The sequence below is a fragment of the Kribbella sp. NPDC104218 genome (assembly GCF_055584105.1).
The window spans coordinates 1206838-1221755 of the sequence record NZ_JBVJMQ010000003.1 but is presented as its reverse complement, the minus strand read 5'-3'; the positions used below and the strand labels follow the sequence as shown (position 1 = coordinate 1221755).

At 70.6% G+C, this 14918-nt stretch carries 14 protein-coding genes; 7 read left to right on the top strand and 7 right to left on the bottom strand.

Annotation, left to right across the window (positions count from 1 at the left end; translation table 11 throughout):
* Positions 1 to 75 precede the first annotated feature (75 nt).
* Genes hemE through ACZ6ZD_RS30400 form a run of 5 tightly spaced genes read left to right on the top strand, consistent with a single transcriptional unit; the run spans position 76 to position 4083 of the window.
* Positions 76 to 1128 (top strand): uroporphyrinogen decarboxylase, encoded by a 1053-nt coding sequence (gene hemE / locus ACZ6ZD_RS30420; protein WP_465677347.1) that lies wholly within the window; start codon positions 76 to 78, stop codon positions 1126 to 1128.
* Positions 1115 to 1606 carry a GNAT family N-acetyltransferase gene (locus ACZ6ZD_RS30415; protein WP_465677346.1) on the top strand — a complete coding sequence of 164 codons (492 nt, stop codon included), beginning with the start codon at positions 1115 to 1117 and terminating at the stop codon, positions 1604 to 1606. The genes hemE and ACZ6ZD_RS30415 overlap by 14 nt, the downstream gene beginning before the upstream one ends.
* Complete coding sequence (gene hemG / locus ACZ6ZD_RS30410) at positions 1603 to 3012, top strand: protoporphyrinogen oxidase (protein ID WP_465677345.1); 1410 nt, start codon at positions 1603 to 1605, stop codon at positions 3010 to 3012. The genes ACZ6ZD_RS30415 and hemG overlap by 4 nt, the downstream gene beginning before the upstream one ends.
* Entirely contained in the window at positions 3009 to 3704 is a 696-nt protein-coding gene (gene hemQ / locus ACZ6ZD_RS30405) for a hydrogen peroxide-dependent heme synthase (protein WP_465677344.1), read from the top strand. The genes hemG and hemQ overlap by 4 nt, the downstream gene beginning before the upstream one ends.
* 1 nt (position 3705) lies before the next feature.
* Positions 3706 to 4083 (top strand): VOC family protein, encoded by a 378-nt coding sequence (locus ACZ6ZD_RS30400; RefSeq protein WP_465677343.1) that lies wholly within the window; start codon positions 3706 to 3708, stop codon positions 4081 to 4083.
* Here the strand turns inward: ACZ6ZD_RS30400 and ACZ6ZD_RS30395 are convergent.
* From ACZ6ZD_RS30395 to ACZ6ZD_RS30380, 4 genes are all read right to left on the bottom strand, one after another.
* Complete coding sequence (locus tag ACZ6ZD_RS30395; protein ID WP_465677342.1) at positions 4080 to 6056, bottom strand: AAA family ATPase; 1977 nt, start codon at positions 6054 to 6056, stop codon at positions 4080 to 4082. The two genes, ACZ6ZD_RS30400 and ACZ6ZD_RS30395, sit on opposite strands and share 4 nt — an antisense overlap.
* Positions 6057 to 6094: 38 nt before the next feature.
* Complete coding sequence (msrB, locus tag ACZ6ZD_RS30390; RefSeq protein WP_465677341.1) at positions 6095 to 6511, bottom strand: peptide-methionine (R)-S-oxide reductase MsrB; 417 nt, start codon at positions 6509 to 6511, stop codon at positions 6095 to 6097.
* A gap of 65 nt (positions 6512 to 6576) precedes the next feature.
* Positions 6577 to 8967, bottom strand: a complete 2391-nt coding sequence (locus tag ACZ6ZD_RS30385; protein WP_465677340.1) for a lamin tail domain-containing protein — start codon at positions 8965 to 8967, stop codon at positions 6577 to 6579.
* 137 nt (positions 8968 to 9104) lie between these two features.
* The gene (locus ACZ6ZD_RS30380; protein ID WP_465677339.1) at positions 9105 to 10700 is read right to left on the bottom strand and encodes a M4 family metallopeptidase; all 1596 of its coding nucleotides are present in this window, start codon (positions 10698 to 10700) and stop codon (positions 9105 to 9107) included.
* A gap of 158 nt (positions 10701 to 10858) precedes the next feature.
* Here ACZ6ZD_RS30380 and ligD point away from each other — a divergent pair, with 158 nt between their 5' ends.
* Positions 10859 to 11923 (top strand): non-homologous end-joining DNA ligase, encoded by a 1065-nt coding sequence (ligD, locus tag ACZ6ZD_RS30375; protein ID WP_465677338.1) that lies wholly within the window; start codon positions 10859 to 10861, stop codon positions 11921 to 11923.
* Here the strand turns inward: ligD and ACZ6ZD_RS30370 are convergent.
* Together ACZ6ZD_RS30370 and ACZ6ZD_RS30365 are read right to left on the bottom strand one after the other, a co-directional pair.
* Entirely contained in the window at positions 11920 to 12684 is a 765-nt protein-coding gene (locus tag ACZ6ZD_RS30370; protein WP_465677337.1) for an SDR family oxidoreductase, read from the bottom strand. The genes ligD and ACZ6ZD_RS30370 overlap by 4 nt on opposite strands.
* Positions 12685 to 12754: 70 nt before the next feature.
* Positions 12755 to 13543, bottom strand: coding sequence for an SURF1 family cytochrome oxidase biogenesis protein (locus ACZ6ZD_RS30365; RefSeq protein ID WP_465677336.1), 789 nt, complete (start codon positions 13541 to 13543; stop codon positions 12755 to 12757).
* Between the two features lie 57 nt (positions 13544 to 13600).
* On the opposite strand from ACZ6ZD_RS30365, the gene moaA reads away from it, so the two are divergent.
* Positions 13601 to 14620 (top strand): GTP 3',8-cyclase MoaA, encoded by a 1020-nt coding sequence (gene moaA / locus ACZ6ZD_RS30360; protein ID WP_465677335.1) that lies wholly within the window; start codon positions 13601 to 13603, stop codon positions 14618 to 14620.
* 22 nt (positions 14621 to 14642) lie between these two features.
* Here moaA and ACZ6ZD_RS30355 read toward each other — a convergent pair whose 3' ends face one another.
* Positions 14643 to 14846, bottom strand: coding sequence for a hypothetical protein (locus ACZ6ZD_RS30355; RefSeq protein WP_465677334.1), 204 nt, complete (start codon positions 14844 to 14846; stop codon positions 14643 to 14645).
* Positions 14847 to 14918 lie beyond the last annotated feature (72 nt).

Sequence of the window (14918 nt, the reverse complement as noted above, 5' to 3'; positions counted from 1 at the left end):
CGAAATCCGGCACTCGCCGGTACCCGAACCCCGGGCCCGGATAACTCCGTCGCGGCGGCGTGGGATCATCAGCAGGTGTCTTCCACACCCGCCGCGACGCTTGCCCGCTCCCCGTTTCTGCTCGCCGCGCGCGGTGAGCGCGGCGCGCACACCCCGGTGTGGTTCATGCGCCAGGCCGGGCGCTCGCTGCCCGAGTACCGCGAGGTCCGCGCGGGGACGACGATGCTCGAGTCCTGTATGCGCCCCGGCCTCGTCGTCGAGATAACGCTGCAGCCGGTCCGCCGTTACGGCGTCGACGCGGCGATCTTCTTCTCCGACATCGTGCTGCCGCTGAAGTCGACCGGCTTCGGCGTCGAGATCAAACCCGGTGTCGGCCCGGTCGTCGCCGACCCGGTCCGCGACCGCGCCGGTCTGGACGCCGTCCGCCCGGTGACGCCGGCCGACGTGCCGTACATCACCGAGTCGGTGCAGCAGCTGGTCGCCGAGCTCGGCGGCACGCCGCTGATCGGGTTCGCGGGCGCGCCGTTCACGGTCGCGTCGTACCTGGTCGAGGGCGGTCCGAGCAAGGACCACGCGAAGACGAAGGCGCTGATGCACAGCGACCCGGAGCTGTGGCACGCGCTGGCCGACCGGCTCGCGGACGTCGCGATCGCGTACCTGTCGGTGCAGGTCGAGGCGGGCGCGTCGGCGATCCAGCTCTTCGACTCGTGGGCCGGGGCGCTCTCGCCGCGTGACTACGAGCGCTTCGTCCAGCCGCACTCGGCGAAGGTGTTCGACGCGATCGCGGCGTACGGCGTCCCGCGGATCCACTTCGGCGTGAACACCGGCGAGCTGCTCGGCCTGATGAGCGACGCCGGCGCGGACGTCGTCGGCGCCGACTGGCGCGTCCCGCTCGACGAGGCCGCCCGCCGGATCGGCGGCGCCAAACCCGTCCAGGGCAACCTCGACCCGGCCCTCCTGCAGGCTCCCTGGCCGGTCCTCCAGACCGAGATCGACCGCATCCTCGCCGAGGGCCGCGCCGCCCCCGGCCACATCTTCAACCTCGGCCACGGCGTCCCGCCGGACGCCGACCCCGACGTCCTGCACCGCGTCGTCACCTACGTCCAGTCCGCCAGTGCAACTGCCTGACGGCATCACGCTCGAACCACTCGCCGCGTCCCACGCGGCCGCCCTGCTCCGGTTCGAACGCGAGAACCGCGCCTACTTCGCCACCTTCATCGCCGACCGCGGCGACGCCTTCTTCACCAACTTCGACGCCAACCTCCAAGCCCGCCTCGCCGAACAGTCCGCCGGCACCTGCCGCTACCACGTCCTCCTCGCCCCCGACGGCTCCGTCCTAGGCCGAGTCAACCTGGTCGACCTCGAAAACGGCTCCGCCGAACTCGGCTACCGCATAGCCGAACACGCCGCCGGCCGCGGCCTAGCCACCGCCGCAGTCCGCGCAGTAGCCCACCTGGCCGCCACCCAGTACGGCCTGAGCCGCCTCACTGCCGGTACGTCGTCCGCGAACGCCGCCTCGCGCGCGGTGCTCACCCGCGCGGGGTTCCAGGAGCTGGACGGGCGTACGGTCGGGCAGGTGGCTTATGAGTTGGAGTTGGTGTTGTGAGTTCGGTGGTTGTGGTGGGTGGGGGGATCAGTGGGCTGGCTGCGGCTCATGCGTTGGTGAGCGGGGTTAATCCGCCGCGGGTGACTGTGGTGGAGGGGTCGCCTCGGTTGGGTGGGAAGTTGGCGGGGGGTGAGGTTGCGGGGGTGCCGGTGGATTTGGGGGCTGAGTCGGTGCTGGCTCGGCGGCCGGAGGGGGTTGAGCTGATCGGGGCCGTGGGGCTGGGCGATGAGCTCGTGCATCCGGCGACTACTTCGGCGGGGTTGTGGGTGGGGGACGGGATTCGGGCGATTCCGCCGACGGTGATGGGGGTGCCGGTTGATGCGGCGGCCGCGGCTGGAGTGTTGGGGGCCGAGGCGGCGGCGGTGGTGGCTCGGGAGGGGGAGCTGGGGGCGCCGGGGCTGACCGAGGATGTGGCGATCGGGCGGTTCGTGGCCGAGCGGATGGGACGCGCGGTGACGGACAAGCTGGTCGATCCGTTGCTGGGCGGGGTGTACGCCGGGAACGCGGAGGAGATCTCGCTCGCGGCGGCGGTGCCCGACTTGTACGCGAAGTTGCGGACGGCGCCGAGTTTGCTCGCGGCAACGGCCGAGCTGCGGGCGGCCGGGCAGAAGCGGGCCGGGCAGCCGGTGTTCGCCGGGATCGTCGGCGGCGTGAACCGGCTGATCAGCGCGCTGGAGAAGGATCTGACCGACCGTGGGGTGGTGATCCGCCGGCAGCTCGCCGTCCGCAAGATCACGCGCGGCCCGGAGGGTTTCGCCATCGAGGCCGGGCCCGTGCCCGCCCCGACGTACTTGAGTGCGGACGCCGTGATCGTGGCCGCCCCGGCCGCGCCGGCGAGCCGGATGCTGGCCGGATTGGTGCCGTCGGCATCGACCGAGCTGGCCGCGATCGAGTATGCGAGTATGGCGATCGTCACGCTCGCCGTCCGCAAGGCCGACTGGCCGGAGACCGCGACCGGCTCCGGCTTCCTCGTCCCGACGGTCGAGGGCCGCACGATCAAGGCATCGACGTACTCACACGCCAAGTGGCAGTGGTCGAACGACGCCGGGGGAGACCTCGCCGTACTGCGGACGTCGGTCGGCCGGCTCGGCGAGGAGTACGTCCTGCAACGCTCCGACCAGGAGCTGGTCCGCCTCGCGGCCGCCGACCTCCGCCAGGCGATCGGCCTGCACACGCCGATCATCGGCTCGCTCGTGACGCGCTGGGGCGGCGGCCTCCCGCAGTACGCCGTCGGCCACCTGGACCGCGTCGACCGGGTGGAGCGGGCGGTCGACGAGATCCCCGGACTCGCGGTCTGCGGCGCGGCCTACCGGGGCGTCGGAATCGCCGCGTGCGTGGCCTCGGGTGTGAAAGCGGCCACCCGGGTGCGTGGTTTCACCGATTCATTGGAGACAATGGCGCCGTGACGGACAAGCCGAAAGCGCGCGAGCTGAACAATGTGATCCGCTACACGATGTGGTCGGTCTTCAAGGTGGAGACCCCGCTCGGGACGGCGGACCGCGACGAGCTGACCGCGGAGCTCACCGAACTGGTCGGCAAGCTCGCGGCCGACGACGTGGTGATCCGCGGGATCTACGACGTCGAGGGGTTCCGCGCGGACGCCGACTTCCTGGTCTGGTGGCACGCCCCGACCTCGGACGCGCTGCAGCAGGCCTACCACGCGCTGCGCCGCTCGCGGCTCGGCCGGCACCTGGCGCCGGTCTGGTCGCAGCTCGCGCTGCACCGCCCGGCGGAGTTCAACAAGAGCCACATCCCGGCGTTCCTGGCCGACGAGGAGCCGCGCGGTTACGTCTGCGTCTACCCGTTCGTCCGGTCCTACGAGTGGTACCTGCTGCCCGACGAGGAGCGCCGGTTCATGCTCGCCGAGCACGGCAAGATGGCCCGCACCTTCCCCGACGTCCGGGCGAACACGGTCGCGTCGTTCGCGCTCGGCGACTACGAGTGGATGCTGGCGTTCGAGGCCGACGAGCTGCACCGGATCGTCGACCTGATGCGCGAGCTGCGCGCCTCGACCGCGCGCCGGCACGTCCGCGAGGAGGTCCCGTTCTACACCGGTAAGCGGACCGAGCTGGGCGAGCTGATCGCGAACCTGGCCTGACATGCCGGGCAAAGCGTTCCCGGTCCTGTACGTGACCAACGTGCGCCGGTCGGTGGAGTTCTACGCCCTGCTCGGCTACGAGACCAGGTACCAGTTCCCGCTCGAGGGCGACCCGCACTACGTCGGCCTCGACCGCGGCGACTCCTCGCTCGGGATCGCCGACGCCAACTGGCCCGAGGCCCAGCTGGGCATCACCGTCGGGACGGCGCCGCGGTTCGAGCTGTTCGTGTACGTCGACGACGTCGAGGCCGAGGTGGAGACGTTCCGCGCGGCCGGCCACGCGATCCTGCAGGAGCCGGCCACGATGCCCTGGGGCGAGCGTCAGGCCTACCTGGCCGACCCCGAGGGCAACCCGGTCGCTCTGGCCACGCCGATTTAAGTCCCCGGCTTCTGGAACAGGTAATCCTCGGCGCGCATCGACACCGGCGGCTTGACGTCCTGCGGCAGTAGTTCGCGCAGGTCGTGCTCGGTCAGGCCCTCGGGGTCGCGCGCCGACAGCCTGGTCGCCTGGTTCGAGATCGCCTCCTCCAGCACGTTGCGGATGAACCGCCCGTTGCCGAAGTTGTGCCCACGCGGCGACGGCGGAATGATCGAGCGGACGACGTCCAGCACGTCGTCGCTGTACGTCATCCCCTTCTGCCGCGCCTGCAGCTCGAAGATCGCGACCAGCTGCTGGGTGTCGTACTCCGCGAACGACAGCAGCTTCGGGAACCGCGACGCCAGCCCGGTGTTGGACTCCATGAACCGCTGCATCTCGCGGTGGTACCCGGCCACGATCACGATGCAGTCGTTGCGGTGGTCCTCCATCAGCTTCAGGATCGTCGCGACCGCCTCCAGCCCGAAGTCGCCCGGGCTGTTCTCCGGGACCAGCGTGTAGGCCTCGTCGACGAAGAGCACGCCGCCGATCGCCTCCCGGAACTTGCCGGCCGTCATCGGCGCCGTCGTACCGGTGCTGGAGCCGACCAGGTCGGAGCGGTCGACCTCGACCACGTGCCCCTTCTCCAGGACGCCGAGCTGGTGGTAGATCCGGCTCAGCAGCCGGGCGATCGTGGTCTTGGCCGTACCGGGCTTCCCGACGAAGACCATGTGCCGCGCCCGCTCGTGGCTGGGCAGCCCGAGCTCCTGGCGGCGCAGGTTCGTCTTCACCTCGGCGACCATCTTGCGGACGGAGTCCTTCACCGACTCCAGCCCGATCAGCGAGTCGAGCTCGGCGAGCGGGTCCGCGCTGTAGTCGACCGGACCGAGCGGCGCCGGCTGGGCGAGCTCGGACGTCTTCGGGACGACGGCGTCCCACGCGGACGACAGCGACTTCGCGGCCTCCGGCGCGTCGATCGTCGTCCGCCGATCCCGGTCCAGCAGCCGGAACAAGGCGTCCAGATCCGGGATCTGCGGGTCGGGCCACGGCCCGTCGGACAGGACGCCGGACAGGTGCACGGAAACCCGGGTCGCGGCCGCGGCCCAGCTGCGGGCCGCCGCGCGCTGGTCATGACGCACGGCCCGCGCCAGCCACTCCGTGTTCGCGGTCAGCCAGCGCTGCGCGTCGAACCCGGTCCGGGCGATCCCGAACGCCTGCTCGACGTCCTGGCTGGCCGGGCCGAGTATCTGCGCCAGCGCGGGCGGCAGATTGGTCAGGCGGGCGGTCAGGATCATCCCGGCCAGCAGCTGGGCGAAGTCACCGGCGTCCTCGTCCGGGATCGACATCAGCAGCTTCGCGTGCGCGTCGCGCAGCGAGTTCACCGAGTAGCGCAGCGCGGCTGACGAGCCGCCCAGCTCGGGCAGTACGACGCGCTCTTCGGGGCTGAGCGCCGCCGTCCGCCAGAACTGCAGGATGGACGCGTAGTCCCCGGTCTGGTGCAGGTGCAGCGCGTCCCGATCGGCCAGGACCCGGTCGAAGGCCGTCGTCAGCACCCGGGCCCGGGCCGCCATCGGGGTCGCGTCGAGGAACATCGCGACCACATCGCGGGAGACCTCGACCGCGTGCTTCCGGCCGGCCTCGCGGAACCCCTGCGCGCCGGCGATCACCTGCAACGGCCAGTCCGTCGTCGCCGTCCGGATCAGATGCCCGGCGCCGCCGGTCCGGTACGACGGCCGGTGGAACTCGCGGGTCAGTTCGGCGCCGAGATCCGCGGCGGCGCCGTGCAGCACGGGGATCCACCCGGCCAGCAGCGGCGCGGCGTGATGGGTGAACCACACCCCGGCCGGCGTCCCCTTCGTGAACTCGGCGAACGCGTCGGCGCGCAGCGGCCGCAGCGCCCGGGGGTCCTGCCCCCAGCCGTGCAACCGCTGCCGAACGGCCGCTACCCAGGCCCCCGGTACTTCCCATGGTTCCTCGGCACTCAGGACATCCAGCACCGCAGCAGTCTAGTAGTCCCGGGGGCTCCGGAGCGTGATCACTCCGGCTGGAGCGTCAGGCTGATGCTGTTGATGCAGTAGCGGAGGTCGGTCGGGGTGTTGTAGCCCTCACCCTCGAACACGTGCCCGAGGTGCGAGCCGCAGTTGGCGCACCGGACCTCGACGCGCTTCATCCCGAGGGTGGAGTCCTCGATGTACTCGACGCGATCCTCGGCGAGGGGGGAGAAGAACGACGGCCAGCCGCAGTGCGAGTCGAACTTGTTCTCACTGCGGAACAACTCGGCGTCACAGGCCCGGCACTTGTAGACGCCGACGGTCTTGGTGTCGGTGTACTCACCGGTGTAGGCCCGTTCGGTACCGGCCTTGCGCAGCACCTGGAATTCGGCGGGGGAGAGCTGCGCCTTCCACTCCGCGTCCGTCTTGCTCACGGCGTACTGCTTGGTGGAATCAGTCACAAGACCATTATCGGGGCCAGGGCAAGGAAAACCTCGCCCTGGCGCCCGACGTAAGCCTCCCGCAATCAGCGCACCCAGGAGGGCAGCGGGATCACCCGCGCCACCTGCGGGTCGTGGTCGCTGATCTGGTCGGGGAACTCGGCGTTCATGTGCACGATGTCGTACGACGACGCCGGCTGCAGGTTCTTCGAGATCAGGATCTGGTCGAGGATCTGGCTGTTGCCCTCGAACACGTAGCTGTACCGCTCCTTCAGCGGCAGCGTCCGCGGCAGCGAGATCATTGCGGTCTTCCCCGAGCCGACCAGGATGTCGGTGGTCTCGGAGAAGTCGAAGTCGTTCAGGTCGCCGAGCACGATCACGTTCGCGCCCTTGTCCTTCGCGAGCAGCTGGTCGACGAACCCGCGGACCGCGCGGGCCTGCTCGTGCCGCTTCGGCGCGGTCAGCTGGACGGGCGGCTGCACCCGGCCCCAGAGCGGGTTGTCGCCGCCCTTGGAGCTGAAGTGGTTGACCACCACGAACAGGCTCTGGCCGAGCCAGGTGAACTCGCCCGCGAGCGGGACGCGGGTCGCGGCCCAGGCCGGGTTGGCCGGGTCGACGCGGCCCGGCGACGAGCTCAGGTGCGGCCGGCCGAACCGGTCGGTGATCACCGTGGTCGGGACGGTCGGGCCGCCGCCGGCGCGGTCGACGAACTTGACCGGCTTGTCGGTCCGGTACAGGAACGCGACCCGGATGTTGCCGCCCGGCTCACCGCCCTCGGCGTTGTTGACCGGGTCGATCTGCCGGTAGGCGTACTTCGGTCCGCCGGCCTTCACGATCGCCGCGGTGAGCAGATCGAGCGTGACGTTCGCGGCCGTCGTCCCGGAGTTCGTCGCGCCGTCGTTGTCCTGGACCTCCTCGAGCCCGATGATGTCCGGCGAGGCGAGGTTCTTCACCACGGCCTGGGCGAGCCCGGCGAACTTGGCCTCGCCGTCGGACGGGTCGAGGTTCTCCACGTTGAAGGTCGCGACCGACACCTGCAGCGGGGACGACGCCTTGGTCGCCTCGCGCTTGACGCCGCCGTCGATCACGGTCGGCGTCGTGGTCGGCAGCAGCTTGAAGTTGCCGAAGGCGTAGTCGACGACCCCGGCGACCGTGCCGGCGAGCTTGTCACCGGTCTTCGCGTCCGGAATCGGCGTCAGCAGGTCGTCGAGCAGGATCCGCTCGGGGTTGCTGTCGGCCTTCTGCAGCACGATGCCGCCGCGTACGGTCCGCACGCCGGCCCCGGCCGGTACGACGGACAGCTCGCGGAACGAGCTGGTCGGGCCGGTGACCTGGGGCTGGTTGATCCCGGTCCACATGCCTTCCAGCGACTCCCAGAAGTCCAGGCCGTCGGTGGCCGGCTCGAACGTGCCGGTGGTCTCGACGTCACCGGTCGAGTCGTCGTCGATCACGGTGGACGGCGGCACCCGGCCGCCCGCGCCGATGATGACCGGGGCCGGGACGGCGGCCTGGCCGGTGACAGTGACCTTGGCCTGGGTCAGCTCGGTGATCGTCAGGTTGGTGACGCCGCCGGAGCCGCCGGCGCGGAACTCGGTCACCGTGCCCTGAACGGTCACGGCGTCGCCCACGGCGACGGTCGGCGCGGAGCTGGTGAAGACGAACAGGCCCTCGCTGGTGGCCGGGTTGTCGTCCGGCTGGGTGTCCTGGAACCAGAAGCCGTTTCCGCTCTTGGCGGTGACGACGCCGGTCACGTTCCCGACCAGCTTGCCGACGAGCGGCGACAGGTGCGCGGCGCCCTGGATGTCGTGGATCTTGGCGTCGATCGGGTCCGGGTCGGGCGGAGTCGACGTGAGCGCCTTCGGCGTCGGCGTCCCCTCGGCGAACTCGGCGCCGTTGTTGTCGGCGTCCGCGGTCGGCACCTTGCGGGTGACCGACGTCGTGTTCGAGGTGCCCGGCGCGGCGCTGGTCTCGAAGTCGTTGGCGGCGCCGTACCCGACGAAGTCGATCACGCCCGGCGCGGTGGCGCAGCCGGTCGCGCAGCTCAGGCTGGTCGTCGAGGAGACCAGGGCGACCTTGCCGGAGGCGGCGGACATGTTCACGCTGCCGGTCGCGTCAGGCGTCGGCAGCGGCTGCCCGTTGGCGCCGCCGGACGCGCCCTGCGCGAGATAGACGCCACCCGGCGCGATCGAGCCGCTCAGCGTGATCTTGTTGGTCCACGAGGTGCCCGCGGCGGACGCGTACTGGATCGTCCAGCCGGTCAGGTCGACCGGGGCGGAGCTGTTGTTCGTCAGTTCGACGTAGTCGTTGGTGTACGGCGCCCCGCTGTTGCCGCCACCGCCGTACACCTCGGTGATGACGACCGAGGTGGACGCCGCACCTGCCGGGCTGGCCGCGATGGCGGCCGCGCCGGAGGCGATCAGAGTGGAAGTGATGACCAGGGCGCCCAGGCGGCGCCGCGGTCGGATTTGGGCAGACATGTCGCGGATTCTCACACCCGCACCAGGCCGCGCCAAGGTCCAGTACGTGAACAGCAGGTTCTTGCCCGGAACCACAGGGGGGATCATTCGCCGGTCCTGCCCGCCCCAGTGGGACAGGACCGGCGAACGTCATCCGTTTAATTCACGCTGACGCCGGACCAGGCGGCGGCGACCGCGGCCCGCTCCGGGCTGCTCGCGCCGTAGATGTCGGACGCCGCGTTGAGCGTGGCCGTCCGGGCCTGGGCGTAGTTGGTGCTGGTGGTCATGTAGACGGTCAGCGCGCGGTACCAGATCTTGCCGACCTTGTCCCGGCCGATGCCCTGCAGCGTGGTGTTGTTGCAGGTGGTCGAGTTGTGCGCGAGGCCGCCGAACGTCTTGGCGCCGGTGCCCTCGGCCAGCAGGTAGGCGAAGTGGTTCGCCACGCCGGAGGAGTAGTGGACGTCGAGGTTGCCGACCCCGGACGACCAGCAGTCGACCGACTTGCCGTCCTTGCTCGGCTTGTCCATGTAGCGCAGCGCCGGGCGGTCCTTCATGATCTCTTCGCCGATGTAGTAGTCGCCCGGGTCGTTGGCGTTGTTGGAGTAGAACTCGACCAGCGTGCCGAAGATGTCGCTGGTGGCCTCGTTCAGGCCGCCGGACTCGCCGGAGTAGGTCAGGTTCGAGGTCGCCGAGGTGACGCCGTGCGACATCTCGTGACCGGCCACGTCGATCGAGACGAGCGGGCCCGCGACGACGCCGTCCCCGTCGCCGTACGTCATCTGCTTGCCGTCCCAGAAGGCGTTCACGTAGTTGTTGCCGTAGTGGACGCGGCTCGGGACGCCCTTGCCGTCGTTGAAGATGCCGTTCCGGCCGTGGGTGTTCTTGTAGTAGTCGAACGTCGTCGCGGCGCCGTAGTGGGCGTCGACGGCGGCGCTGGCGCGGTCGGTGTTGAGGCCGTTGCCCCAGTGGTTGTCCGCGTCGTTGAACTTGGTCGGCACGATGCAGCCGAGGCCGAACAGCTGGCACAGGATCGACTCGGTCTTGTTGTTCGCGTCACCGGTCGCGCCGTTGCCGCGGGCCGGGTCGGTCAGCGTGAAGCCGCTGCCGGACGGCGTGGTGTCGATCGGCACCGTGCCGGAGTACAGGCTCTTGCCGTCGCCGGTCGCGGTCTCGATGTGCTGCTCGCTGATCAGCTTGGCGCCGGTGAGCGCGTCCACCGTCGTGGTGATGTGGCTCGGCGTCCCGTCGGCCTGGGTGCCGGTCGTGGTCACGAGGTAGGCCAGCCGCGGCGCGCCCTTGCGGGCCTCGATGACCAGGCTGGGCTTGCCCTCGGCCTTCTGCCCCTTCGCGAGCGCCTTGGCGGTGGCGTTCGCGACGGTGACCTTCGGCGTCCGGCTGACGTTCGCCGACTTGGTCAGGGTGACGCTGGCCCCTTCGAAGGCGCCGGCGCCGTCCTGGTGCACGACGACGTCGCCACCGAGGACCTTCAGCCCACCGATCGTCCGATCCATCCGGACGTGCGTGCCGCCGTCCTTGTCGACGATCACGTCGCGGACGGCGAACGCGTCGGCGGTGGTTGCCTTCAGCGCGGCGAGATTGTCGCTCACGGCTGCTTTGGCCTGGGCGACGGCGGCGGCCGGCGTCGGGACGGGGGCTGCCGCGGGCGCACCGGTGGCGGTGGTGGCCGAGGTCAACCCGAGGGCGGTAGTGGTCGCTACTGCGGTGGCAGCGGCGAACAGGGCGGATCTGTTCATCCTCGCGCTCCTTGTCGAAGCGTCCCGGGGGCCTCACGCCCCAGGAACGAAGTGCGTGAACGTTACCGCCCAGTCACCCCACGTGGCCAGGGTTAACGAAAACTTGCCTTTCCGCACTTTTCCGGCGAAATGTCCTGGCCGGGCGGTAGCGTCGCGGCATGGCGGCGACCAAGGCAATCGAGCTCGAGATCGCGGGGCGGACGGTCCGGGTGAGCAATCCGGACAAGCCCTACTTCGCGGACCGCGGGCTGACCAAACTCGACATCGTCAACTACTTCGTCGCGGTCGGCGACGGCATCCTGGGCGCGTTACGGGACCGGCCGACCACGCTGGAGCGCTGGCCGGGCGGCTGGTTCGAGGGCGCGAAACTGTCCACCCGGGCCGACAACCGCGGTGACGCGTTCTACCAGAAGCGGGTCGCCAAGGGCGCGCCCGACTGGGTCGAGACGGCGACGATCAAGTTCCCGAGCGGGCGGCCGGCCGACGAGGTCTGCCCGACCGAGCTGGCCGTGGTCGCCTGGGCGGTCAACCTCGGCACGCTGACCTTCCACCCCTGGCCGGTCCGCCGGCCGAACGTCGACCACCCGGACCAGCTGCGGATCGACCTCGACCCGCAGCCGGGGACGGATTTCAAGAGCGCCGTCGCGGTGGCCCCCGCGCTCCGTGAGCTGCTCGCCGAGCACGGCCTGGAGGGGTTCCCGAAGACCTCGGGCGGCCGCGGTCTGCATGTCTACGTCCCGATCGAGCCGCGGTGGGACTTCGTCCAGGCCCGCCGCGCGGTGATCGCGCTCGGCCGCGAGCTGTCCAAACGGCTGCCCGACCAGGTCACGGTCAACTGGTGGAAGGAGGAGCGCGGCGAGCGGATCTTCATCGACTACAACCAGATGGCCCGCGACCGCACGATCGCCTCGGCGTACTCCGTCCGCCCGAACGAGCGCGCCCGGGTGTCGGCGCCGCTGCGCTGGGAGGAGCTCGAGGACGTCGTCCCGGACGATTTCGACGTGCTCACGATGCCGGCCCGGTTCGCCGAGGTCGGCGACCTGCACGCCGCCGTCGGCGAGCAGGCCTTCTCACTGGAGTCACTGCTGGAGCTGTCGGCCAAACACGAGCGGGACCACGGCGAAGCCGACCTGCCGTACCCGCCGGAGTACCCGAAGATGCCGGGTGAGCCCAAGCGGGTGCAGCCGTCCAAGGACCGGGACCGGCCCAAGGACACCGACTAGAGCGCGCGCAGCGCCCCGCCGTCGACCGGGATGACCGCGCCGGTCAGGTAGGAGGCGGCGGGGGACAGGACGAACGCGGCGACGCGGCCGAATTCGTCCGGGTCGCCGTAGCGGCGCAGCGGGATCGTGCGCTCGGCGCTGCGCCGGGCGGCCTCGGAGTCGCCGCCCTTGCTGTCCAGCTCGCGGAGCCGGTCGGTGGCGATCCGGCCGGGCAGCAGACTGTTCACGCGGACGCCGTTCGGTCCGAGCTCGTCGGCCAGGGTCTTGGCGACCATCGCCAGGCCCGGGCGCAGCCCGTTGGAGATGGCCAGGCCGGGGATCGGGGCCTTCACCGACGTGGACAGCACGAACGCGATCGACGTCCCGTCCGAGCCGGCCCGGGCGACCGACTTGGCGATCCGCAGGCCGCCCAGGAAGACGCTGTCGAAGGCGGCCTGCCAGTCGGACTCGTCGGAGTCCAGGGCGGTGCCGGGTTTCGGGCCGCCGACGCTGATCAGCGCGCCGTGCAGCGCGCCCCATTTCGCGATGGCGGTCGCGGCCAGCCGCTCGGCGCTCTCGGGGTCGGCGTTGTCGACGGGGATGCCGACCACGTTCTCCCCGAGCTCGGCCGCGGCGCGGCTGATCTTCTCCTCGCTCCGGCTGGAGATGACGAGCCGGGCGCCGTCGGCGGCCAGCGCCTTCGCGGTGGCGAAGCCGAGGCCGGTGCTGGCACCGGTGACGATGTAGATACGGTCGCGCAGTCCAAGGTCCACGGGCACCATCCTGCCTCACCGGTCCCGGGTCCGCACCTCGAACTTCGGGGCCGACGGCAAGCAGTGGACCGGGGCCGGATCAGTCGCGGCTGCTGCTGGGCTCCGGTACTTCGTTGCGTTCGGCAACGGCCGGGGCCGGGGCGTCGGCCGGGCGGATCGGATTGCGGGAGAAGTAGACCAGCCCGCCGACCGCGAGCACCGCGAAGAAGAACCACTGCAGCGCGTAGAAGAAGTGCGGCCCGTCGTCGATCTCCGGGCCGGGGAAGGTCTTGAACGCCTGGTCGTTGGCCGGGGTCTGCTGGTCGACCATCAGGTAGCCGTCGTACAGGTCCAGACCAAGGACCTTCGCGTACTCCGGCCCGTTGATCAGCCGGGCCGAGCCGTTGTCCGGCGTACCGCCGTTGGTGCGGCCGCCGCGCTCGCTGCGCTGCAGCCGGCCGGTGATGGTGACCTCGCCAGAGGGGACGGCGGGCACATGGCCTGGCGCCAGCTCCGCGCCCTGGCGGACCAGGAAGCCGCGGTCGACGAGCACCGCCTTGCCGTCGGGCAGGATCAGCGGCGTGACGATCTCGAACCCGGGCCGGTCCCGGACGTTGCGGTACTTGAGCACGATCTGCTTCGAGGCGTCGTAGCGACCGGTGACGACCGTCGTCCGCCAGGCGTTCTTATCGCCGACGATGCCGTCCGGGCCGGTGATCTGGTCGATCGGCGCCGGAGCGGCGGCCAGATTCGACCGGGTCACCTCGTTGCGCGCCTCGCGCTCGTGGAGCCGGTGCAGCTGCCAGCGGCCGAGCAGGACGCACACCGTGGCCAGCACCAGGATCGTCAGCGCGGCGCCGAGCCAGCGGACATTGAGTAAACGACGCACGTCTTGAACTTAAGCCATCCCCTGAAACCGTCGGTGGGCGGCACGTACCCTGGAGCGGTGACGGCGACTGAGCAAGCTCTGCAGCTGGGTCTGGCGGACCGCTACGGCCGGGTCGCCACCGACCTGCGGGTCTCCCTCACCGACCGCTGCAACCTGCGCTGTACGTACTGCATGCCCGCCGAGGGGCTGGACTGGCTGCCCAAGCCCGAGCTGCTCACCGACGACGAGCTGATCCGCCTGATCGGGATCGCGGTGACCGAGCTCGGCGTCCGCGAGATCCGGTTCACCGGCGGTGAGCCGCTGCTGCGCCGGGGCCTGGTCGGCATCGTTTCCCGGACGACGGCGTTCGCGCCGCGGCCCGAGGTCTCGGTGACGACGAACGGCATCGGCCTGGCCCGGCAGGCGGCCGCGCTGAAGGCCGCCGGTCTGGACCGGGTGAATGTGAGCCTCGACACGATTCGCCCGGAGACCTTCAAGGAGCTCACCCGGCGGGACCGGCTGGACGACGTCCTGGCCGGGCTGGCCGCGGCGCATGAGGCCGGGCTCACCCCGGTGAAGGTGAACGCCGTCCTGATGCGCGGGGTGAACGACGACCAGGCGGCCGAGCTGCTGGAGTTCTGTCTGGAGCACGGCTACGAGCTGCGCTTCATCGAGCAGATGCCGCTGGACGCCCAGCACGGCTGGGACCGGGCGACGATGGTGACGGCCGACGAGATCCTCGAACAGCTGGCCGGGCCGTTCGGCCTGCAGCCGACCGGTGCGGCGGTCCGGGGGAGCGCCCCCGCGGAGACCTTCACCGTCCGCGGCGGGCCGCAGACGGTCGGGATCATCGCGTCGGTGACGCGCCCGTTCTGCGGGGACTGCGACCGCGTCCGGCTGACCGCCGACGGCCAGGTCCGGGACTGCCTCTTCGCCCGGACGGAATCCGATCTGCGCGGCGCGCTGCGGGCCGGCGCCGGCGACGCGGAACTGGCCGAGCGCTGGCGGCGCGCGATGTGGAAGAAACTCCCCGGGCACGGCATCAACGATCCCGCGTTCCTGCAACCTTCGCGGCCGATGTCGGCTATCGGCGGATGAAAAGCGGAAATGTGCTTTTTCGCTAAGCGGTCGGCGCGCTGAATGGTTCGACCTCGCGCAGGAATGACCGGGCGCCGAGGAACTCCGACAAGCTCGACTTGTGCTCGTCACAGGCCAGCCAGGTCTTGCGCCGGTCCGGGGTGTGGATCTTGGGGTTGTTCCAGCGCAGCGCCCAGGTGGCAGCGGCGCCGCAGCCCTTCGCCGAGCAGATCTCGGACAATGTCATTCCTGATCCCTCAATAATCAAAAGCCTGGAGTAAATGATCCCCGGCACAAATGAAGCGACGTCGGACAGCCA